Below are 20,172 nucleotides of genomic sequence, written 5' to 3'. Positions count from 1 at the left end.
TCACTGGTGGCAGGATGCCAAGGCTTAACAGTAACTATTTAGCCGGATTTCATATCACCTCCCCGTTAACGCCAGTGTCAAGCATCTGAAACTTGTCTGATTGCGTCCTGGTGCCAGCTTCACTCTGCTAGGATGTCGCCTCGGAGATGAAACCTTAGACAGTTGAGCCTTATTACAAAAGATTTAACCCTTTTATGCAAGACCGATCGCCCATAAAGGCTCAACTGTCTTACGGTAACTTCAAACTCGGTGTGGCCAAGGTAGGGAGTCACCTGTCTCTCCAGGGGGTCGGGTTTGCACCGCCATCCAGATGGACAGTTATAACTTTTGGGGTTTTCCCCGCGAGTTACCTAAGTCATACCCCTCCTGTTTCAGGAGGCTCCTACTTAGAACAAGCCGCACTAACAAACAAGTACTAGTTTTTCGTTAAACTGTACTTGTTTATCACTTAACAGTACTCGTTTATCAGTAACTAGTACTTGTTGCTAATATACTAGTACTTATGTATCAAAAACAGGAACCTGTTTGTTCTAAACGAGTACTATTTTCTCACATGCCAGTACTGGTTTGCTGTTTTATCGTTGCTATAGCGGAAATTCAATTAACTTATATGGAGCAGGGCATAGGTAGGGTGAGTTAGGGGCGGACTTGCCCTTATTGTTCGCTTCGTAGCCAGTCCGCCCCGTAACGCACCACCGGGTCTGAATTTTAACAGGATGCATTTTCAATCTTGTAAATTTTCCACATCAGCTAAATCTTGGGGGTTGCTGAATTAAGGAATGAAGGCTCGATCATCTGGTTTTCATAAAGCCCCCTAAATCCCCCAATTCTGGGGGACTTTGAGAGTTTTTCCCCCCAGAATTGGGGGGCTAGGGGGGCGAAACCATACTCAGAATCAGCAACGCCAAATCTTGTAACCTTCCTGATGCTTGTTTATTTTTTATAAGATTGTCTAAATCAATAAAATTAACCGATATATCGTCAATGATTACCTCGATTTTAGCCTGATAACAGGTTTCAAAATCCTCAGCTGTCAGCGGTCAGCTGTCAGCGGTCAGCTTAAAATAAACCTCGTTGGTGTAGCGTGCGCATCGTGCAAACTGGAGAATTTAATATAGAGAGGTTTTAGTTAGTTGAAAGTCTGGGTAAAAGTGAGATTCACCCTTCTGTTTCCTGTTCCCTGTTCCCTGTTCCCTGTTCCCTTTGCTATTTGGTATAGCGAGGATGACCATGTACGGCTACTGCATAACCCCCAATTACTAAATATTTGACTTGATTATCGTTTAATAATTGTATAAACTCTTTGAAGTCTTGGTTGAGCATTGTTGTATTGATATTGGTGGTATTGCTTCCGGATTATTTCTAGGGCTTCTAAGCGTTTTTTATAGGACTGTTTTTGCCAGTAGCTAAACTCGCTTTTTTGTTGCGTCATTTTTAGTTTTTTAACTACTTTTTCCATGATTTTAGTGATTGTTAAAAATTACAAATTAGTTTAAACTATAAAAATTACCACCTCGGATTAAAAATCCCTAGTAGAACATAATATCCTACAGTGGATTTCAATCCGCGCCCCAAACCTCCCACACTGACCACGCTTTCCATATTTACCACACTTTACTCTCTCTACCACACTTGCCACACCTGTGATGACAACTCCCCAAGCTATTGACTGGAATTCCCTAGCCTCGGAACTTACCGGAATAGAAATTATTAATGACCCGAAGCAAGTCGCTAAATTATCCCTAGACTACTACCACTTCAGTCCGGTACTGGAATCCCAACTTAAGGATAAACGGGGGAATATAGTAGTTCGTCCCACTACGGTGGCGGAAGTCTTGGAAATAGCTAGGGTTTGCGTTAAGTACAAAGCTCCCCTAACGGTAAGGGGCTCAGGCACTGGTAATTATGGTCAGTGTATCCCCCTCAACGGTGGCCTGATTCTGGATACTACCCGTATGAATCAGATTAACTGGATAAAACCGGGTTTAGCCTCTGTTCAGCCAGGGGTGAAGCTAGCCGCCTTTGACAAAGAAGCTCATAAAATTGGCTGGGAATTGCGCATGGCTCCCTCTACCTATCGCACTGCTACCATTGGTGGATTTATTGGTGGCGGGAGTGGCGGCATTGGTTCCATTACTTATGGAGTATTACGCGATCGCGGAAATCTTCATGCTGTCCAAGTCGTCACCCTCGAAGACCAGCCCCGTGTGATCGAATTACGGTCAGATCAGGTGCAGAAGGTGAATCACGCCTATGGCACCAATGGCATTATCACCGAATTAGAAATACCCTTAGGACCAGTCTATCCTTGGGCTGAAGTGATAGTAGTCTTTGATGACTTTATGACTGCGGCGAGATTTGGTCAAGCCTTAGGTGATGCCGATGGCTTGATTAAGAAACTGATTAGCATTCACGCTTGGCCAATTCCATCCTACTTTGCCGCTCTCAGCAACTACCTTCCCGAAGCTAAGCACTGTGCCTTGCTGATGATAGCGGAATCTTCCCTAGAGCCATTCCAGGATTTAGTTCGGGAGTATGGTGGAGAGGTCACTTACCAGAAGACTGCCCTAGAAGCCAGTAAGGGAGTCAGCCTAGCAGAGTTCACCTGGAACCATACCACCTTACACGCCCGTAGTGTTGATCCCAGCCTCACCTATTTACAAACCTCATTTGTGAATCTAGAGCAGGTCGAGCATATGTATCAGTACTTTGGGGATGAAGTGATCATGCATTTAGAATTTATGCGAGTGGCAGGACAACTGATACCAGTGGGACTACAAATCCTTCGGTATAGTTCTGAGGAGCGTTTAAATGAGATTATTCGCTATCACGAAGAGTATGGCGCTATGATTGCTAATCCCCACACCTATATATTAGAAGATGGGGGTATGAAAACCGTTGATATGGAACAGTTGCGGTTTAAGGAAATAGTTGATCCCTATGGATTGATGAATCCCGGTAAAATGCGAGCCTGGGAGCATCGGTAGAGTAGGGAGTGTGGGCAGATGGGGAGATAGGGAGTGTGGGGAGATGGGGAGATGGGGCGGGGGCGCGGGAAGTGTGGGTAGATGGGGAGTGAAAGAAATATGGACACAACTGGACTCGAACCAGTGACCCCCACGATGTCAACGTGGTGCTCTAACCAACTGAGCTATGCGTCCAAACCATATACTATGATAGCACACATTTAGAATATAGCAATTTTATTTAAACCCTATAGCAAAGGGAACAGGGAACAGCGGATCTGGGAACAGCGGATCTGGGAACAGCGGAGCAGGGAGCAGGGAGCAGGGAGCAGGGAGCAAAAATTATCACAATTCCTACCTAATATAGTGAAATTCTTTTGAAGGAGGACATGACAGATTAGTTCTGCTAAAATATCCTGGTCGTTCAGCCTTTACCAGCATCTTTATCTTTGAGTCAACCAATAGAGACCGCCAGTATCGATACATTAGCCCAGGAACTCGCAGCCATACAGCAAACTGGTTCTAAGCGAATTGCCTTGTTGGGTTCACGTCACGTTCCCATCACCCATCAGAATCTAATTGAGATGATGAGCTATGCCTTAGTGCAAGCGGGTAATCGTCTGATTACCTCTGGTGCCACTGGAACCAACTTAGCTGCCATTCGAGGTGCTATGCGAGCCGATCCCTCCTTGCTAACGGTAATTTTGCCCCAAAGTCTTCAGCGACAGCCACTGGAATCCCGAAAATACTTGGAGAAGGTCATGCATTTGGTGGAAAATCCCCAAAATGATACCTTGTCTCTCGCTGAAGCTAGTGCCTTGTGTAATGCCGAAATTGTTGCGAGGTGTCAGCAGTTAATTTGTTTCGCATTCCATGATAGCCGTACCCTCCTCAACACCTGTAAGGAGGCGGAACAGCAAAACAAGGTTGTTACTCTGTTCTATTTTGATTAGTTGTGATTAATTGTGATTAATTTTGATTAGTGTGAGCTAGACTATGCATCTATCCGGTTCGGGAATTTTACTTTACTGTATTGTGGGGGCAACGGTTTTAATCTATCTACCATTTCTGGTAGTTGGCTACAGCCGTTTCAAACTAGGCTATGACCAAAGTGCCCCTCGCGCCATGTTTGATCAGCTACCGCCCTATGCCCAACGAGCAACTTGGGCACATCAGAACTCCTTTGAAACCTTTATTATATTTAGCGCAGCCGCTTTGATGGCCTATGTCACTGGTCAGAATTCAAACCTCGCCATCGGGTGTGCGATCGCATTTGTAATTGCCCGAGTCTTCTACTCGGTGTTTTACATTCTCGATATTCCCTTGGGGCGATCGCTGATGTTTGCCATCGGCTCTCTTTCGAGTGGTACTCTGTTTGTTATGAGTCTAAGCAGCGTCAGTGGCTAGACGAGATCAAGTCCACTTGCTTCCGGACTTGATAGTTTTAGTTATTGGTCATTTGTCTTGAGAGCCACCAGGTTGAGCCACCTCCCCAAGACTATGGGCTTATCCAATACTGATGCTACCGGGCTTGATATCAATAGGTTGAAAAATTTTGTATAGGGTGCAACAAATTTCCATTTTGGTTTTAAGCTGTTAGCTAAACCGCGAGAAGCCCCGCACTTTACCTTCATGGGGTAAGTGTCGTATGGAAAGCGCGGGGCAAGGGTCGGAACGTAGCTTGCCAATGGGATATACTAGGGACAGTAGGGAAAACAAATTAAGAGCTAACCGCCACCTACTAGCTAAAAATAGAACGAGTTGTATTGTTCCGGCGCGGAGGGGCATCCCGTGTCGTTAATAAAGCTTACCGAGTAACCGAATCGTTGGATGGTGTTGGTAAGAAGCCCGCGCTGTACCGTGCTTGTCAGCGTCGGGAGTATGTCACGTAGTGAGCCACCATTGCTCACGCCCTACCGCTGACCGTTATTAATTATGGCTAGTACCTATTCTTTTGATATTGTTAGTGATTTTGATCGACAAGAGTTGGTCAATGCTGTGGATCAAACTATTCGTGAAATCAAAAGTCGTTACGACCTCAAAGATACTAAAACCACTGTCGAATTAGGAGAAGAATCTATCACCATCAATACTGATAGTGACTTTACCCTAGATGCTGTGCATACTGTTATTCGTACCAAAGCGGCGAAACGAGAACTTTCGCAAAAAATCTTCGACTATGGTAAAGTAGAAGCAGCTAGTGGTAATCGTGTCCGCCAAGAAATCACCCTAAAAAAAGGCATCAGCCAAGAATATAGTAAAAAAATCACCAAATTGATTCGAGATGAATTTAAAAAAGTGCAAGCCTCGATTCAAGGTGATTCAGTTAGAGTAACTAGCAAATCTAAGGATGACTTACAAGATATCATCCAGCGGTTGAAGCAAGAAGATTTGCCGATTGCTTTGCAATTTACTAACTATCGTTGAGTCAGCTATCAGCTATCAGCCGTCAGTCGTCAGCCGTGAGCTAAAAGCTCACGCTACGCGAACAGCCGTGAGCTTATTTTATTCAAAATCACCTCAAGGTGGAACAGGCTTCTAGCCTGTGACCCATAAGCTGAATGCTGATAGCTGATCGCTGATCGCTGAATGCTGATAGCTGATCGCTGATCGCTGATAGCTGAAACTCTAAACTACTATGGCTTGATACTAGAAATGACTTCCTTAGCTGCTGCTAATGTGCGGTCAATATCGTCCTCGGTGTGAGCTAGGGAGGTAAATCCTGCTTCAAATTGTGAAGGGGCTAGGTAGATGCCACGCTCTAACATACCGCGATGGAAGGAAGTGAATTTCGATAAATCACAGGTTTTGGCATCATCGAAGTTGTGAACAGGAACACCAGTAAAGAACATACCAAACATAGCGCTGATGTACCCACCAGTAGCTGCATGACCAGCATCTTTAGCAATTTCCAGCAGTCCCTCGGAAAGCTTTTTAGTAATAGTCTCTAGCTGTTCATAGGTACCCGGTTTCTTGAGTAACTCCAGGGTTTTAATGCCTGCTGTCATGGCTAGAGGATTCCCAGAGAGGGTTCCGGCTTGATACATTGGCCCGGCTGGTGCCACCATGGACATGATATCCTTTCGTCCGCCATAGGCTCCCACGGGCAAACCACCACCGATAATTTTCCCTAGGGTAGTCAAGTCAGGAGTGATGCCAAATTTCTCTTGAGCACCACCGTAGGCAATCCGGAAGCCAGTCATCACTTCATCAAACACTAGTAAAGCGCCATGGTTTTGAGTAAGTTCCCGCAAGCCTTCAAGAAAACCAGGCACAGGAGTGATGAAACCAGAATTACCCACCACAGGTTCTAGGATGACCCCAGCAATCTCATTGGGATATTGCTCAAATAAAGCTTTAACTTCCTCCAGGTTGTTATAGGTAGCGGTTAAAGTATTAGCAGTGGCAGACTTAGGAACACCAGGGGAATCAGGTAAACCTAGAGTAGCCACTCCAGAACCAGCTTGTACCAGCAGCATATCGGCGTGACCATGGTAGCAGCCGGAAAATTTGATAATTTTGTCCCGTCCTGTGAAGGCACGCATCAGGCGCAGCACTGCCATACAGGCTTCGGTTCCAGAATTGACAAACCGCACCATTTCAATACTAGGAACGGCGTCAATCACCATTTGTGCTAGCACGTTCTCTAGGGCAGAGGGAGCTCCAAAACTGGTACCCTTATCTAGAGCCTGGTGCAATGCCCCAATAACTTCTGGATGAGCATGACCGCAAATGGCTGGTCCCCAGGTACCTACATAGTCAATGTACTGGTTGCCATCTACATCCCAGATGTATGCTCCTTCAACTCGGTCAAATACAATCGGTTCTCCCCCTACTGATTTAAAGGCTCTGACTGGGGAGCTTACCCCTCCTGGCATTAGGTCCTTGGCGGCGCTGAAAATTTCTTGTGATTTAGTGGTTTTAAACGAGGTAGTGCTAACCAAAATAGTCTCCTAATATTAATAGTGTACGAGTGAGTTGAAAATAAGGGAAAAGGCGATCACCCCATTACCCCCCTTAAACAGGGCAATAGGGAACTTTGGATCAGGGAACTTCGGCTTAGGGGCAATACTGGACAAGTGATTATTATCCTATGGAGACTGATCCGTTTTGAATTTGTAAAGAAAGAATCCAGATTTACTGATCAATATTTAGTGATCAATTGGATGTCAGGGGTGGTATCTTGTAGGGTGTATCTCATTAAAGCTGTTTGACCCGCTGGGTGTTTCAATCTGTTGCCCTAAAACTATGTCAGCATCTGAACCGACTTCCATTAGCCAAGCTATACCAGTTGACCAAATTCGCTACAACGATCAAGGACTAGTGCCAGCCATTGTCCAAGATTACCTAGATGGTACGATATTAATGATGGCTTGGATGAATCGGGAGTCATTGCAAAAAACCCTCGATACAGGAGAAACCTGGTTTTGGAGTCGCTCTCGTCAGGAATTGTGGCACAAGGGTGCTACATCTGGGCATTTACAAAGGATAAAATCCATCCGCTACGACTGTGACAGTGATGCTTTACTCGTGACGGCGGAACAAATTGGTGATATTGCCTGCCATCTCGGTGAGCGTAGCTGTTTCCATCGAGTGGAGGGTAAGAAAGTAGCCCCTCCAGCAGATACCTTGTCTCAGTTGTTTGAGATAATTTGCGATCGCCGTGACCATCCCGTAGAAGGGTCCTATACCTGTAAGTTGTTTAAGGGTGGGGATAATAAGATTCTTAAAAAAATTGGGGAAGAAGCTGCAGAAGTGGTAATGGCGTGTAAGGATGATGACCCGGATGCGATCGCATCTGAAGTAGCAGACTTGGTCTACCACAGCCTAGTGGCTATGGCTTACCATCAGGTTGATGTACGGGATGTTTATCGCAAATTGCAACAGCGCCGTCGATAGTGTTGGTGATGGTGAAAAAGGTGATTGGTAATTGGAGCAGATTTTGATCATAGAAAGAAGCCAAAAGGCCAATCACCATGGATGCGATCGCGTCTGTGAGAGAGCATCGCTTTTTTTTACCAAATCCGGTAAACTGGCCCAGGTACTGTTAACCATAGATCACTACCTTGGCTTACGATAATATATGTAAATATCTCGCCGAAAACTACCCAGCTGATTTGGTCAGGTGGCTTCATGGTATTGAAGTTACTGAAATCTCGGTGCTCAAAACTGAGTTAAATACCGAACCGATTCACGCCGATTCCTTGACACTGTTGCAAACGGCTAACCAAATATTGCAATGGGAATTTCAAACCCTACCGGCTTCCAAGCCATCCCTACCATTGCGGATGCTCAAGTATTGGGTCAGACTCAGAGAAAAGTATAACTGTCCTGTTGAACAGGTCGTGATATTTCTGAAGTTCACCACCTCATCTAAAGTTTATACTAACCAGTTGCTGGAGAGTAACACTAGCCATCGCTATCGAGTAATCAGGATGTGGGAGCAAGACCCTGACCCTTTTTTGGCCAATCCCGCCTTATTGCCTTTTGCCACTTTAGCATTCAGTGAGTCTCCTAAACGATTATTAGAACAAGTGGCGGCAGCAGTGGATAGGATTGAAGAACCACTAGCTTTTACTAACATCTCCGCTTGTACGCAGTTACTAGCTGGCTTGCGGTTCGACAAAGGGTTGATAGGAGAATTATTTCCGGAGGAAGTGATGCAAGAGTCTGTAATTTATCAGAAGATCATTCAAAAAGGACATAAACTTGGTTTACTCGAAGGAAAACGGGAAGGTTTACTCGAAGGAAAACGTGAAGGTTTACTCGAAGGAAAACAAGAGGAAGGATACTCAATCGTTATACGTCAACTGACCCGTCGGTTTGGAAATGTTGACGATCAGCTACAACAGGGGATTAAAAAGCTTTCTGTTGCTCAATTGGAGGAGTTGAGCGAGGCGCTGTTGGATTTTGAGACCATCACAGATTTGACGGTATGGTTGACTGAGCATCAGCAATAAAAAATGCCTACGCTTTTTTTAACCAAATCCTGTAAACTGGGCCAGGTAGTCTTAACCACAGATAACTACTTTGGCTTACGATAATATTTGTAAATATCTCGCCGAAAACTACCCAGCTGATTTGGTCAGGTGGCTTCATGGTATTGAAGTTACTGAAATCTCGGTGCTCAAAACTGAGTTAAATACTGAACCGATTCACGCCGATTCCTTGACCCTGCTGCAAACCGCTAATCAAATCCTACAGTGGGAATTTCAAACCCTGCCAGCTTCCAAGCCATCCCTACCATTGCGCATGCTCAAGTATTGGGTCAGACTCAAGGAAAAGTATAACTGTCCCGTTGAGCAGGTCGTGATATTTCTCAAGTTCACCACCTCATCTAAAGCTTATACTAACCAGTTGCTGGAGGGTAACACCAGCCATGGCTATCGAGTAATCAGGATGTGGGAGCAAGACCCTGAGCAATTTTTGGCCAATCCCGCCTTATTGCCTTTTGCTCCTCTGGCATTCAGTGAGTCTCCTACAAGATTATTAGAGCAAGTGGCGGCAGCAGTAGATAGGATTGAAGAACCACTAGCTTTTACTAACATATCCGCTTGTACCCAGTTACTAGCTGGTTTGCGGTTCGACAAAGGGTTGATAGGAGAATTATTTCCGGAGGAAGTGATGCAAGAGTCTGTAATTTATCAGAAGATAATTCAAAAAGGACATCAACTGGGTTTACTGGAAGGAAAACGGGAAGGAAAACTGGAAGGAAAACGTGAAGGAAAACTCGAAGGAAAACGTGAAGGAAGGCAAGAGGAAGGGTACTCAATCGTTATACGTCAACTGACCCGTCGGTTTGGAAATGTTGACGACCAGCTACAACAGGGTATCCAAAAGCTTTCTATTGCTCAATTGGAGGAGTTGAGCGAGGCGCTGTTGGATTTTGAGACAGTCACCGATATCGCTGTGTGGTTGGCATCCCATCAGCAATAAATCGGATGCCTACACATCCAAGCTCAGTGGCATGCTCCCACACTTCCTACCTAGGTGCGCTCTTACCATTAATAATTAAATTCGCCACGGGTCGCACCTCTTGTAAGTGTGGGCTTCTCGCCAAACCCAGCCCTTGCTTGTGCCTATTCCCTACTGCCTGTTTCCTGTTCCCTGTGCCCTGTTACCTTTGCTATATAAATGCTATAAATCGGCTTTTGAATTCCGATTGAACCGATTAAAAATCCAGTTTAATAATTGAGGAAAAAAACGTTTAATAACCGAGATAATTTTTGCCATTCGATCAGGAAAAACCTGAGGTTTATTATCAATGATGGATTGAATCGTTTGCCCCATGACCTTAGCCGGATCAGTTATTAAAAAGTCCGGCAACTCCTTCTTTTCTTTAGCAAGGGTTCCGTACTGTTCCGACTGGATAATGGGAGTACGGCTATAAAAGGGATAAACAACTGTAACCTTGACGTTATAAATTTTAACTTCATTTAAAAGCCCTTCGCTGAATCCTCGCAACCCGAATTTACTAGCAGCATAATGAGCCATGCCAGCGGGTGCAATCCAGCCAGCAGCAGAGGAAATGTTAACGATGTGACCTTGGCGACGCCTAATCATATCGGCGGCAAATAGAGAACTTAATCGCATTGGTGCCAGCAGATTTACCTGCATCAGGCTTTGCCATTTTTCCCCAGGAACTTCGTCCATGCGACCAAAAAGCCCAATTCCAGCATTGTTGATCAAAATATCGATTTCTATTTCCAGGTCTTTAACCTGGCGATAAAGGGTTTCGCATCCGTCACGTTCAGAAAGATTAATCCCCATAAGGGCAAGTATATCCCCAGTTTTAACCTCCCGTTGAATAGCTTCGGCACGCTCTTTAAGAATAGTTTGATCAAGATCCGTGAGGATCAAACGGCTACCAGCTTCTAATAATTGTCGAGTCAGTTCCTGACCGAATCCGCCGGCAGCACCGGTGATCAGTACAACAGCTCCATGGAGATTGCTCATTTAATTGTTTTAAATTTTTGCTATCGGTTAAATTTTAGGAGATTGGAGTATTCCCCATAGTAAGAAAAACCAGGGTATATTAATGTTAGGTATCAGCGACGCATATTTTATTAATGGTGGCCAAAACATTGGAGCTATAAAACGCAGAGAGCGTAGTGATACCGGACGTAACCCGTCTTGATCGATAATTCCATAGTGATCAGCCAGTTCTGCAACAACTCGAACACGGCCTGTAAAGCGCATTACAGTTGGGTCTGCAGCAAGGGCAGCAATAACGCGCCCTGTTAGTAAAGGAGTTTCCCAATTAAAGCCTTGAGAGATCACTCTGCTTTGCTGATTACGTGGTTTATCTTCTCCCATTTGCAAAGCCAAACTGGAAATATGTTCGGTACCAACTATGCCTGGCCAAATCGAAAGGGATGCCACATTATATGGCTTGAGTTCAACAGCCATATCAGCAGCAAGTCGATCGCAAGCTGCTTTACCCGCTCCATAGGCAGCACCAAAGATGTAAGACATGCCCCCCCAAGATGAGATGGTGCAAATCAGCCCCTGCTGACGCTGAATCATCAGTCGAGCTGCAAAAACACTGGCAATATAATGGCTGCGGAGACCGACATGATTGACAGCATCCCAAAGATTCTCAGCGCATTCCCAAAATGGTTTTTCGTATCCATCCTTCAATGCCTGCACTCCTGAAAAGGCATTATTGACCAGCAGATCCAGTTGTCCCTTCTGCTCGTCTTGAATCCGTTCAAAGAGTAAGCGCACTTGTTGGTCGTCGCTATGATCTACCATGACCGGAATACAAATCCCACCAGCATCTTCCACAGCTAATTGGGTTTCCCTAAGACTACCGGAAACTCCCTCTGTGACATTGGAACTGTCGAGACTACGACCAGTAATATATACCGTAGCACCTGCCTCGCCAAGGCCAATCGCAATTCCTTTACCAATACCACGGCTGGCACCCGTGACTAAGGTTATTTTACCTTCAAGGCTTCCCATAATTACTTTTTTTGATATTGACTTAATTCATGTTAACATATTTTTAACATTTTATGGTTAAAATTTATCTCTAAATATCGATTATTGCTAAAGGCTTCCCATAATTATTTTTTTTGATATTGATCTTAATTCATGCTAGCATTGTTTGGAAATTTTATGGTTACTATTTATCTCTATTAGTCGATTATCGATCAAGGGAAATATCGAACTAAATAATAAAACGAATAATTACCAGTAAGTATCCTATTAAAATAGAAAAAATGCAAGTAGTTATTATCGGGGCCGGCATGTCTGGTATCGGCATGGCTATTAAACTTAAAAAAGCCAAAATAAATTTCGTTATACTAGAAAAATCCTCTCGACTTGGAGGGACTTGGCGGGATAATAACTACCCAGGATGTGCCTGTGACATTCCCGCTCATTTATATTGTTACTCTTTTGAGATGAAACATGATTGGAACCAAGTTTATCCCTCTCAGCCAGAGATATTGAAATACTTACAACACTGCACACGTAAATACAATATTTATCCCCATATCCGTTTTAATCAAGAGGTTATTAGCGCCCACTTCAATGCCAAAAATTGCCTCTGGTATGTTGAAACAGCTGATCAGGAAACTATAACAGCTAACATACTGATCAGTGCCTGGGGAGGTTTAAATTTACCCAAACTACCGAATTTAAATAGCTTGGAAACCTTCAAAGGAGTCTCGTTTCACTCAGCTAGATGGAATCACAGCTTTGATTTAACTGATAAAACTGTGGCAGTTATAGGAACTGCAGCGAGTGCAGTTCAATTTATCCCAGAAGTTGCAAAAAAAGTGAAACAACTATTGATTTTTCAAAGAACTCCGAACTGGATTACTAACCGAGACGATGGGACTTATTCAGCCCAGATGCAATGGTATTTTAAGAATTTCCCTATTCTGATGCAATTGCAGCGGGGATTACTATACTTACGTAATGACTTAATCAGTTTTCCCCTATTCACTACTGGAAGTTCTCTCGGTAAGTACCTGCGAAAACAATTGGAAAAACGCATACACCAGGAAATTGATGACTCCCGAGTACGGGATGCGGTGATGCCCAGCTATCAACCAGGTTGTAAACGAATTTTAATTAATAACGACTTTTATCAAACCCTCAACCTAAAAAATGTAGAATTGATTACAGATAAGATAGAAATCATAACTACTAATAGTCTGGTAACCGAACCAGGAAAAGACTATAAAGTTGACGCTATTATCTATGCTACAGGATTTAACTCTTTGTCCTACAAAAAAATAGATATACGTGGTAAAAACGGAGAGAGTCTAGCGGAGATATGGGGCAACGAACCAGAAGCGTATCTTGGTATTTCTGTTCCCAAGTTCCCTAACTTTTTTAGTCTGTTAGGACCGAACACTGGTTTGGGTCATAGCTCAGTCATATTAATGGTAGAGTGCCAAGTTAATTATATTATTGGCTGCTTGAATAAAATGCTCAGAGAAGACTGGAAATCTCTGGAAGTCAAGGAGGAAGCAATGAAACGTTATTATCAGGATTTATGGAAAACTATGGAAAAGAGGGTGTGGACAAAAGAAAACTGTATGAGTTGGTATCAAAATAAAAATGGCAGAGTATTCGCTTTGTGGCCTGGTAATACTATCCAATATTGGTGGGCTACAAGAAAACCAATTTTCGATGACTATATTTCTACCTAGCCTAGTTGCGTTCCCGTAGCGGCTCTTTGAAAGCATCGCTTTTTTTGACTAAATCCTGTAAACTCGGCCAGGTACTGTTAACCATAGATAACTACTTTGGCTTACGATAATATCTGTAAATATCTCGCCGAAAACTACCCAGCTGATTTGGTCAAGTGGCTTCATGATATTGAAGTTACTGAAATATCAGTCCTGAAAACTGAGTTAAATACCGAACCGATTCACGCCGATTCCTTGACGCTGCTGCAAACCCCTAATCAAATATTGCAGTGGGAATTTCAAACCCTACCGGCTTCCAAGCCATCCCTACCATTGAGAATGCTCAAGTATTGGGTCAGACTCAAAGAAAAGTATAACTGTCCCCCACACGCAGGTGGTGATATTTCTGAAATTCACTCGCTCAGAAAAAGTTTATACTAATCAGTTGGTCGATACTAATACCAGTCATTGCTATCGAGTAATCAGGATGTGGGAGCAAGACCCTGAGCTATTTTTGGCCAATCCCGCCTTATTGCCCTTTGCTCCTCTGGCATTGAGTGAGTCCCCGACAAGATTATTAGAGCAAGTGGCGGCAGCAGTAGATAGGATTGAAGAACCACTAGCTTTTACTAACATATCCGCTTGTACCCAGTTACTAGCTGGTTTGCGGTTTGACCAAAGGTTGATCACAGAATTATTTCCGGAGGACGTGATGCAAGAGTCTGTAATTTATCAGAAGATCATTCAAAAAGGACATAAACTGGGTTTACTGGAAGGAAAACGGGAAGGTTTACTGGAAGGAAGGCAAGAGGAAGGTTACTCAATCGTGATACGTCAACTGACCCGTCGGTTTGGTAATGTTGACGATCAGCTACAACAGGGGATTCAAAAGCTTTCTGTGCCTCAATTGGAGGAGTTGAGCGAGGCGCTGTTGGATTTTGAGACAGTCACCGATATAGCTGTGTGGTTGGCATCCCATCAGCAATAAAAAAAGCGATGCTCTCAAAGAGCCCCTACGCGAACGCGATTGGCCTATGGCCAGGCTAAAAGCGATTGACCTTGGCCAAAAGGCCACGCTACGCGAATGGTCACGCTACGCTCCGGAAGCTTCGCTTCCGCTAAAAGCGATTGACCTTGGCCAAAAGGCCACGCTACGCGAATGGTCACGCTACGCTCCGGAAGCTTCGCTTCCGCTAAAAGCGATTGACCTTTGGTCACGCTACGCGATCGCTTTTTTTGACTAAATCCTGTAAACTCGGCCAGGTACTGTTAACCATAGATAACTACTTTGGCTTACGATAATATCTGTAAATATCTCGCCGAAAACTACCCAGCTGATTTGGTCAAGTGGCTTCATGATATTGAAGTTACTGAAATATCGGTGCTCAAAACTGAGTTAAATACCGAACCGATTCACGCGGATTCCTTGACACTGCTGCAAACCGCTAACCAAATCCTACAGTGGGAATTTCAAACCCTACCGGCTTCCAAGCCATCCCTACCATTGCGTATGCTCAAGTATTGGGTCAGACTCAAAGAAAAGTATAACTGTCCCATAGAGCAGGTGGTGATATTTCTGAAATTCACTCGCTCAGAAAAAGTTTATACTAACCAGTTGGTCGATACTAACACCAGTCATCGCTATCGAGTAATCAGGCTGTGGGAGCAAGACCCTGAGCAATTTTTGGCCAATCCCGCCTTATTGCCTTTTGCTCCTCTGGCATTCAGTGAGTCTCCTACAAGATTATTAGAGCAAGTGGCGGCAGCAGTAGATAGGATTGAAGAACCACTAGCTTTTACTAACATATCCGCTTGTACCCAGTTACTAGCTGGTTTGCGGTTTGACCAAAGGTTGATCACAGAATTATTTCCGGAGGACGTGATGCAAGAGTCTGTAATTTATCAGAAGATCATTCAAAAAGGACATAAACTTGGTTTACTGGAAGGAAAACGCGAAGGTTTACTCGAAGGAAAGCAAGAGCAAGGTTACTCAATCGTTAGACGTCTGATCACCCGTCGGTTTGGTAGTGTTTCAGACCAGCTACAACAGGGAATCCAAAAGCTTTCTGTTGCTCAATTGGAGGAGTTGAGCGAGGCGCTGTTGGATTTTGAGACAGTCACAGATTTGACAGTCTGGTTGGCATCCCATCAGCAATAAACAGGATGCGTGGGAATGAAGAATTAATTTTTAATTCTTCATTCTGACCAACAACCTTCAACTTCAAACAGACATTTGATACCGTCCCAAGGCCAACAAGGGGAAATATTGTTGATAGAAGTGGTACTTCAAATAAAAATGACTGGGAAAACCTGTGCCTGTAAACTCGGTTTCATCCCAACTGCCATCGGTCTGCTGAGTTGACACCAAGTAGTTGACTCCCCCCTCAATGGCATCCCTTGCCCAGTTACCAGTAGCCTCTCCTGCTGCCATTAAACCAATTAAAGCCCAAGCAGTTTGAGATGCAGTACTGATTCCTAGTCCCTTAAGACTGGGATCATCGTAACTAAGACAGGTCTCACCCCAGCCACCATTGAGGTTTTGACATTTCACTAGCCAAGCCGCACCCCGTTCGATACTACGTTGGTGGGTGTGAGGCGCTATCTTTGACAAGGCTGAAAGAGCACTACTGGTGCCATAGATATAGTTAACTCCCCAACGACCAAACCAGCTGCCATCGGCTTCCTGTTCCTGAATCAAAAATGCGATCGCCTTTGGCGCGGCTGAGGCCTTTGGCCACGCTTCGCGAACGCCGATCGCTTTCTCTAACTGCTGGGATTCTATGGATAAATTACACGAACCCAGCATTTCCAGGACCCGTGCGGTCACATCCGCTGTGTTAGGGTCAATCATCGCTTTCAGGTCAGCATAGGGCAGAGAATTGAGCCAGTGTTGATTATTATTAATATCAAACGCCGCCCAACCCCCTTGGTTACACTGCATTGATGCTATCCAAGCCAAGCCACGAGCTATGGCTGCCTGCTTTAGTTTCTGATTAGGCAGTTTCAAGCTATTCAAGGCCATAATCACCACTGGGGAATCATCTAAATCCGGATAGAAACGGTTTTGAAACTCAAAGGCCCATCCTCCTGGTTTCCCTTGGGGATTCTTGACCACCCAATCCCCATAGTCTAGTATTTGCTGCTGCAACAACCATTCTCCACCCCGAACTAAGGCTGGATGATCCGGTTCTAAACCAGATTCCACCATCGCTCGCAATACCCAAGCTGTATCCCAAACTGGGGAAACACAGGCTTGGACTCGGTAGCTGTCAGGGGTTTCAATGGCAAAGCGATCAACAGCTTCCATTCCCCGTTGCACGATTGGATCCGCAAGATCATAGTTGAGACAACGCAACGCTAACAGGGAATTCAACATGGCTGGAATAATTCCCCCCCAGTCTCCTGTGACTTCTTGCCTCTCCAAGACCCATTTTTCTGCTGCTTCGAGTCCCTGCTTCCGGAATGGAACTAAATTCCAGTCTTCTGCTAACTTAAATCCATCATCAAGCAGTACAAATAAATCTGTCCAATCGGAATTGCGAGGTAGCTCAAACTTAGCGTGATCAGCTCCTTCGGTATATAACTCGTCTAGAGTGATGCTTGGCTGAATATCAAATACTGGCTTCTGGTCAAAGACAATTAATAAAGGAACTGTACTTCCCCTTGCCCAGCTAGACATCTCATAGATCGTAAAGGGAAACCATTCCGGAAACAACATTATCCAGGGGGGAATCGAGGGAATCCCGCGCCAGCTATAGCAGCCAATCAAGGCTAAATGAAATTTGGTGAAAATCCGGGTTTTGCTGATGCCACCCCGTCTGAGAATAAAATCCCTGGCTCGGACCAAAGCTGAGTCGCTGGCGGGTACCCCCAAAAGGCGGAGTGCCATATAAGCTTCCACCGAACAACTCAAATGCCCACCATCACCATAGAAAAGTTCCCAGCCACCGTGTTTCCGCTGTTGAGAACGCAGATAGGCTTCGGCTTTATGTAAAGGTCGTTGTTTGTCAGTTCCCCAAATTTTATGGAGTAGGATAATTTCCGCCGTTATGGTGACATTGGATTCCAGTTCTGCCCACCAGTAACCGTCGGGATATTGCTGAGCGAGTAGATAGCTTTGGCTATTTGCGATCGCTTCTGTAACCCCTGAGTGTACAATCCTGTCTTGGGTTTGCATGTTTTACCGTTCCACTTCACACACCAGATTCATCGGTGCGCGCCTCCAAGGCCGCGAGCAATCCCTCGCGGCCTTGGGTCGCACCTTTGGTTACGTTATTTTGCTATTTGTAGTGGATAATTGGCAATAGCTATCAATACAAATGGATACAATCGGATTAGGAATAACTGTTCTATCCTTAGGGATTTGGATCGGATTACTAGGATTTCGGGGTCAGTTTTGGCGAGCAGACCAACGGCTGGTTATAGAGACTTTCCCTACCAGGTCTGTAGGTCAAGGGGAATCCTTACCCAGGGTTTGTGCTGTAATTCCAGCTCGTAATGAAGCTGAGTTGCTCCCCACGACATTGCGATCGCTTCTGGCTCAAGACTACCCTGGCTGCTTGAAGGTGATTGTAGTCGATGACCAAAGCACTGATCAAACCTGCACCATTGCTCAAGCCCTTGCCCAGGAAAGCAACGAATCCTCCGAACGATTCCAACTAGAGGTATTATCCGGTCAAGAGCTACCCCCTGGCTGGACAGGTAAACTTTGGGCCTTAGAACAAGGGATTTGTCATGGGCAGCAGCAAACCCCAGCCCCAGATTATTTTTTATTTACCGATGCTGATATTGAGCATGATCCAGCCAATCTCCGTCAACTGGTAACCAAAGCCGAGATGGAACACTTGGATCTAGTTTCCCTAATGGTGTTGCTCAGATGCCAAGACTTTTGGGAGCGACTACTTATTCCTGCTTTTGTGTTCTTCTTTCAAAAACTGTATCCCTTTGCTTGGGTCAATAACCCCACAAAATCTACTGCGGCTGCCGCTGGAGGATGTATTTTAATTCGCCATCAAGCCTTAAACCGCATCGGTGGGATTCAGGTGGTGCGTCAAGCATTAATCGATGATTGCGCCCTAGCTCAAGCAGTTAAACCTAGTAATACAGCAAGTTTCGCCCCCCTAGCCCCCCAACTTTGGGGGGTACAAAACTCTCAAAGTCCCCCAAAATTGGGGGATTTAGGGGGCTTGAGCAAAACCAATCAGCAACGCCCTGGCTTTGGTGGGATTTGGTTAGGGCTAAGTCAATCAACCCGCAGCTTACGACCATATCCTTCTTTAGCGAGTATCTGGAATATGATTGCTCGCACCGCCTTTACCCAACTAGAGTATTCCCCATGGCTATTAGTCGGTACAGTGATGGGAATGACGTTAATTTATCTAGTACCCCCGATTGGTTTAATCGTTAGTGTTTTGACTGGACATTGGCTGAATGCGATCGCATCTTTTGTGACATGGTTGCTGATGGCTTTAGCTTACTTACCGACACTGCGTCTCTATCAATGTTCTCCTCTGCTGGGATTTTGCTTACCTGGGATCGGGTTGCTCTATACCCTAATGACCATAGATTCAGCATGGCGACATTGGCAAGGAAGGGGTGGTGCTTGGAAAGGAAGGGTTTATTCGGTTGAGGGTTGAGGGTTGGAGGTTGTTCTATGTTGAAGGTTGGAGGTTGATAGTTGAAGGTTGGAGGTTGATAGTTAAAGGTTGGAGGTTGATAGTTGAAAGTTTACTGTTATAGCAGTCGAAGTAAAGGTTAAGACATAGTTTTGTTACCAGAGCCGCTCTTGTCTATTACCCTTTCCCTAACTATACTTCACTATACTATTAACTTTTGTTAAGCACTGCATAATGTCCTGAACTTTGCCTGAGAAATAAATAGTGGTATTTTAAAATAACTAGGCTCAAAATTAACTCGAAGGCTGAGCATTAAATGGGCATCTATTGATTGACTCTTCCTTTGCTATTTAAAAAAAAAATTAAAGCTCAGGAAAATCTTGGCTTGTGATATAAAGGCATTCAGCTAATTTTAGTCTACGAAGGTTTCAAAATATCGATAAACACTAGCTGATACCGACAAAGGATAGGATGTATGTTGGATAAAAATCTAGCAACTATTTTTACTGCTTTTTCCATCTCTTTAGGTTTAACCATTGCTCTGGCTGGTGATCTTCATGCAGAGAGCCAATTCCCTGATGGTAATGTTCCCCTCGTTGCCCAGTCTCTAGACGTATTCACCAATCAGATTGGATTTCCAATTGAGTTGGACTTAACCAAAGCACAAATTCGAGGAACGTTGCCAATTGAAAAATTCCGAGAAGATTTAGTTAACTCTATCAATCAATATGATGGGTATTACATCAAGAATACTCGTTATAACAAGTGGAAGATCAACGATATTAATCTTAAGTCTATTGACAATGGTGGAGCAACATTTTCCTTTACCGTCAATTTGCGTAAGTATGAATGCATCAAGATTCCAGGTGTTGGCAGGAAGTGTACTCGTCCTGGGGGGGCGACATGAGAGCTAAAAAGTAGACTGTATAAGCTTCATAGCTCTCA

Annotated in this window: 17 protein-coding genes, 1 tRNA gene and 1 pseudogene; 13 read left to right on the top strand and 6 right to left on the bottom strand. The window is 44.5% G+C overall.

Annotation, left to right across the window (positions count from 1 at the left end; translation table 11 throughout):
- Nucleotides 1–1,276: 1,276 nt before the first annotated feature.
- Nucleotides 1,277–1,459: a hypothetical protein gene (locus BJP37_RS23405; protein ID WP_075902383.1), complete on the bottom strand. Its 183-nt coding sequence runs from the start codon at nucleotides 1,457–1,459 to the stop codon at nucleotides 1,277–1,279.
- 187 nt (nucleotides 1,460–1,646) lie between these two features.
- Between BJP37_RS23405 and BJP37_RS23400 the strand changes: the two genes are divergently transcribed.
- Nucleotides 1,647–2,987: an FAD-binding oxidoreductase gene (locus BJP37_RS23400; RefSeq protein WP_075902381.1), complete on the top strand. Its 1,341-nt coding sequence runs from the start codon at nucleotides 1,647–1,649 to the stop codon at nucleotides 2,985–2,987.
- Nucleotides 2,988–3,087: 100 nt separating this feature from the next.
- On the opposite strand, the gene BJP37_RS23395 is transcribed toward BJP37_RS23400, so the two are convergent.
- Nucleotides 3,088–3,161: transfer RNA gene (locus tag BJP37_RS23395), tRNA-Val, on the bottom strand.
- A gap of 254 nt (nucleotides 3,162–3,415) precedes the next feature.
- Between BJP37_RS23395 and BJP37_RS23390 the strand changes: the two genes are divergently transcribed.
- The 3 genes from BJP37_RS23390 to BJP37_RS23380 all read left to right on the top strand — a co-directional run bounded on the left by BJP37_RS23390 (nucleotide 3,416) and on the right by BJP37_RS23380 (nucleotide 5,393).
- On the top strand, nucleotides 3,416–3,919 hold the full coding sequence (locus tag BJP37_RS23390) for a DNA-processing protein DprA (RefSeq protein ID WP_071105922.1): 504 nt from the start codon (nucleotides 3,416–3,418) through the stop codon (nucleotides 3,917–3,919).
- A gap of 43 nt (nucleotides 3,920–3,962) precedes the next feature.
- Nucleotides 3,963–4,373, top strand: a complete 411-nt coding sequence (locus BJP37_RS23385) for an MAPEG family protein (RefSeq protein ID WP_075902379.1) — start codon at nucleotides 3,963–3,965, stop codon at nucleotides 4,371–4,373.
- A 528-nt stretch (nucleotides 4,374–4,901) separates the two neighbouring features.
- Entirely contained in the window at nucleotides 4,902–5,393 is a 492-nt protein-coding gene (locus BJP37_RS23380) for a YajQ family cyclic di-GMP-binding protein (RefSeq protein WP_075902377.1), read from the top strand.
- A 209-nt stretch (nucleotides 5,394–5,602) separates the two neighbouring features.
- Here BJP37_RS23380 and hemL read toward each other — a convergent pair whose 3' ends face one another.
- Nucleotides 5,603–6,910 carry a glutamate-1-semialdehyde 2,1-aminomutase gene (gene hemL, locus BJP37_RS23375; RefSeq protein WP_075902375.1) on the bottom strand — a complete coding sequence of 436 codons (1,308 nt, stop codon included), beginning with the start codon at nucleotides 6,908–6,910 and terminating at the stop codon, nucleotides 5,603–5,605.
- 304 nt (nucleotides 6,911–7,214) lie between these two features.
- Between hemL and hisIE the strand changes: the two genes are divergently transcribed.
- The 3 genes from hisIE (at nucleotide 7,215) to BJP37_RS23360 (ending at nucleotide 9,902) form a co-directional block, all read left to right on the top strand.
- Nucleotides 7,215–7,865, top strand: coding sequence for a bifunctional phosphoribosyl-AMP cyclohydrolase/phosphoribosyl-ATP diphosphatase HisIE (hisIE, locus tag BJP37_RS23370; RefSeq protein ID WP_075902373.1), 651 nt, complete (start codon nucleotides 7,215–7,217; stop codon nucleotides 7,863–7,865).
- Nucleotides 7,866–8,032: 167 nt separating this feature from the next.
- Entirely contained in the window at nucleotides 8,033–8,926 is an 894-nt protein-coding gene (locus tag BJP37_RS23365; RefSeq protein WP_075902371.1) for a DUF4351 domain-containing protein, read from the top strand.
- A gap of 70 nt (nucleotides 8,927–8,996) precedes the next feature.
- Complete coding sequence (locus BJP37_RS23360; RefSeq protein WP_075902369.1) at nucleotides 8,997–9,902, top strand: DUF4351 domain-containing protein; 906 nt, start codon at nucleotides 8,997–8,999, stop codon at nucleotides 9,900–9,902.
- A gap of 201 nt (nucleotides 9,903–10,103) precedes the next feature.
- On the opposite strand, the gene BJP37_RS23355 is transcribed toward BJP37_RS23360, so the two are convergent.
- Nucleotides 10,104–10,922, bottom strand: coding sequence for an SDR family NAD(P)-dependent oxidoreductase (locus tag BJP37_RS23355; protein WP_075902367.1), 819 nt, complete (start codon nucleotides 10,920–10,922; stop codon nucleotides 10,104–10,106).
- Nucleotides 10,923–10,949: 27 nt separating this feature from the next.
- Nucleotides 10,950–11,930, bottom strand: a complete 981-nt coding sequence (locus BJP37_RS23350; protein WP_075902365.1) for an SDR family NAD(P)-dependent oxidoreductase — start codon at nucleotides 11,928–11,930, stop codon at nucleotides 10,950–10,952.
- 260 nt (nucleotides 11,931–12,190) lie between these two features.
- Here BJP37_RS23350 and BJP37_RS23345 point away from each other — a divergent pair, with 260 nt between their 5' ends.
- The 4 genes and pseudogenes from BJP37_RS23345 (at nucleotide 12,191) to BJP37_RS23330 (ending at nucleotide 15,770) form a co-directional block, all read left to right on the top strand.
- Nucleotides 12,191–13,633, top strand: a complete 1,443-nt coding sequence (locus BJP37_RS23345; protein WP_075902363.1) for a flavin-containing monooxygenase — start codon at nucleotides 12,191–12,193, stop codon at nucleotides 13,631–13,633.
- A gap of 96 nt (nucleotides 13,634–13,729) precedes the next feature.
- Nucleotides 13,730–14,600: pseudogene (locus BJP37_RS23340) on the top strand (Rpn family recombination-promoting nuclease/putative transposase).
- Nucleotides 14,601–14,646: 46 nt separating this feature from the next.
- Complete coding sequence (locus BJP37_RS23335) at nucleotides 14,647–14,856, top strand: hypothetical protein (protein WP_075902361.1); 210 nt, start codon at nucleotides 14,647–14,649, stop codon at nucleotides 14,854–14,856.
- Between the two features lie 44 nt (nucleotides 14,857–14,900).
- Nucleotides 14,901–15,770 (top strand): DUF4351 domain-containing protein, encoded by an 870-nt coding sequence (locus BJP37_RS23330; protein WP_075902359.1) that lies wholly within the window; start codon nucleotides 14,901–14,903, stop codon nucleotides 15,768–15,770.
- Between the two features lie 63 nt (nucleotides 15,771–15,833).
- On the opposite strand, the gene shc is transcribed toward BJP37_RS23330, so the two are convergent.
- Nucleotides 15,834–17,789, bottom strand: coding sequence for a squalene--hopene cyclase (shc, locus tag BJP37_RS23325; protein WP_075902357.1), 1,956 nt, complete (start codon nucleotides 17,787–17,789; stop codon nucleotides 15,834–15,836).
- 142 nt (nucleotides 17,790–17,931) lie between these two features.
- Between shc and BJP37_RS23320 the strand changes: the two genes are divergently transcribed.
- Together BJP37_RS23320 and BJP37_RS23315 are read left to right on the top strand one after the other, a co-directional pair.
- Nucleotides 17,932–19,248, top strand: a complete 1,317-nt coding sequence (locus BJP37_RS23320) for a glycosyltransferase (RefSeq protein ID WP_075902355.1) — start codon at nucleotides 17,932–17,934, stop codon at nucleotides 19,246–19,248.
- A 454-nt stretch (nucleotides 19,249–19,702) separates the two neighbouring features.
- Nucleotides 19,703–20,134: a hypothetical protein gene (locus tag BJP37_RS23315; RefSeq protein ID WP_075902353.1), complete on the top strand. Its 432-nt coding sequence runs from the start codon at nucleotides 19,703–19,705 to the stop codon at nucleotides 20,132–20,134.
- The last annotated feature ends 38 nt before the right edge of the window (nucleotides 20,135–20,172 follow it).

The sequence above is a fragment of the Moorena bouillonii PNG genome, assembly GCF_001942495.1.
Classification (GTDB): domain Bacteria; phylum Cyanobacteriota; class Cyanobacteriia; order Cyanobacteriales; family Coleofasciculaceae; genus Moorena; species Moorena bouillonii.
The sequence above is the reverse complement of the archived record's forward strand: the minus strand, read 5'-3'. Positions and strand labels throughout refer to the sequence as shown.

Coding starts and splice junctions, on each gene's coding strand:
- BJP37_RS23405 (WP_075902383.1), bottom strand. CDS start 1,459: ATGGAAAAAGTAGTTAAAAAACTAAAAATGACGCAACAAAAAAGCGAG.
- BJP37_RS23400 (WP_075902381.1), top strand. CDS start 1,647: ATGACAACTCCCCAAGCTATTGACTGGAATTCCCTAGCCTCGGAACTT.
- BJP37_RS23385 (WP_075902379.1), top strand. CDS start 3,963: ATGCATCTATCCGGTTCGGGAATTTTACTTTACTGTATTGTGGGGGCA.
- BJP37_RS23380 (WP_075902377.1), top strand. CDS start 4,902: ATGGCTAGTACCTATTCTTTTGATATTGTTAGTGATTTTGATCGACAA.
- hisIE (WP_075902373.1), top strand. CDS start 7,215: ATGTCAGCATCTGAACCGACTTCCATTAGCCAAGCTATACCAGTTGAC.
- BJP37_RS23355 (WP_075902367.1), bottom strand. CDS start 10,922: ATGAGCAATCTCCATGGAGCTGTTGTACTGATCACCGGTGCTGCCGGC.
- BJP37_RS23350 (WP_075902365.1), bottom strand. CDS start 11,930: ATGGGAAGCCTTGAAGGTAAAATAACCTTAGTCACGGGTGCCAGCCGT.
- BJP37_RS23345 (WP_075902363.1), top strand. CDS start 12,191: ATGCAAGTAGTTATTATCGGGGCCGGCATGTCTGGTATCGGCATGGCT.
- BJP37_RS23335 (WP_075902361.1), top strand. CDS start 14,647: ATGGCCAGGCTAAAAGCGATTGACCTTGGCCAAAAGGCCACGCTACGC.
- shc (WP_075902357.1), bottom strand. CDS start 17,789: ATGCAAACCCAAGACAGGATTGTACACTCAGGGGTTACAGAAGCGATC.
- BJP37_RS23320 (WP_075902355.1), top strand. CDS start 17,932: ATGGATACAATCGGATTAGGAATAACTGTTCTATCCTTAGGGATTTGG.
- BJP37_RS23315 (WP_075902353.1), top strand. CDS start 19,703: ATGTTGGATAAAAATCTAGCAACTATTTTTACTGCTTTTTCCATCTCT.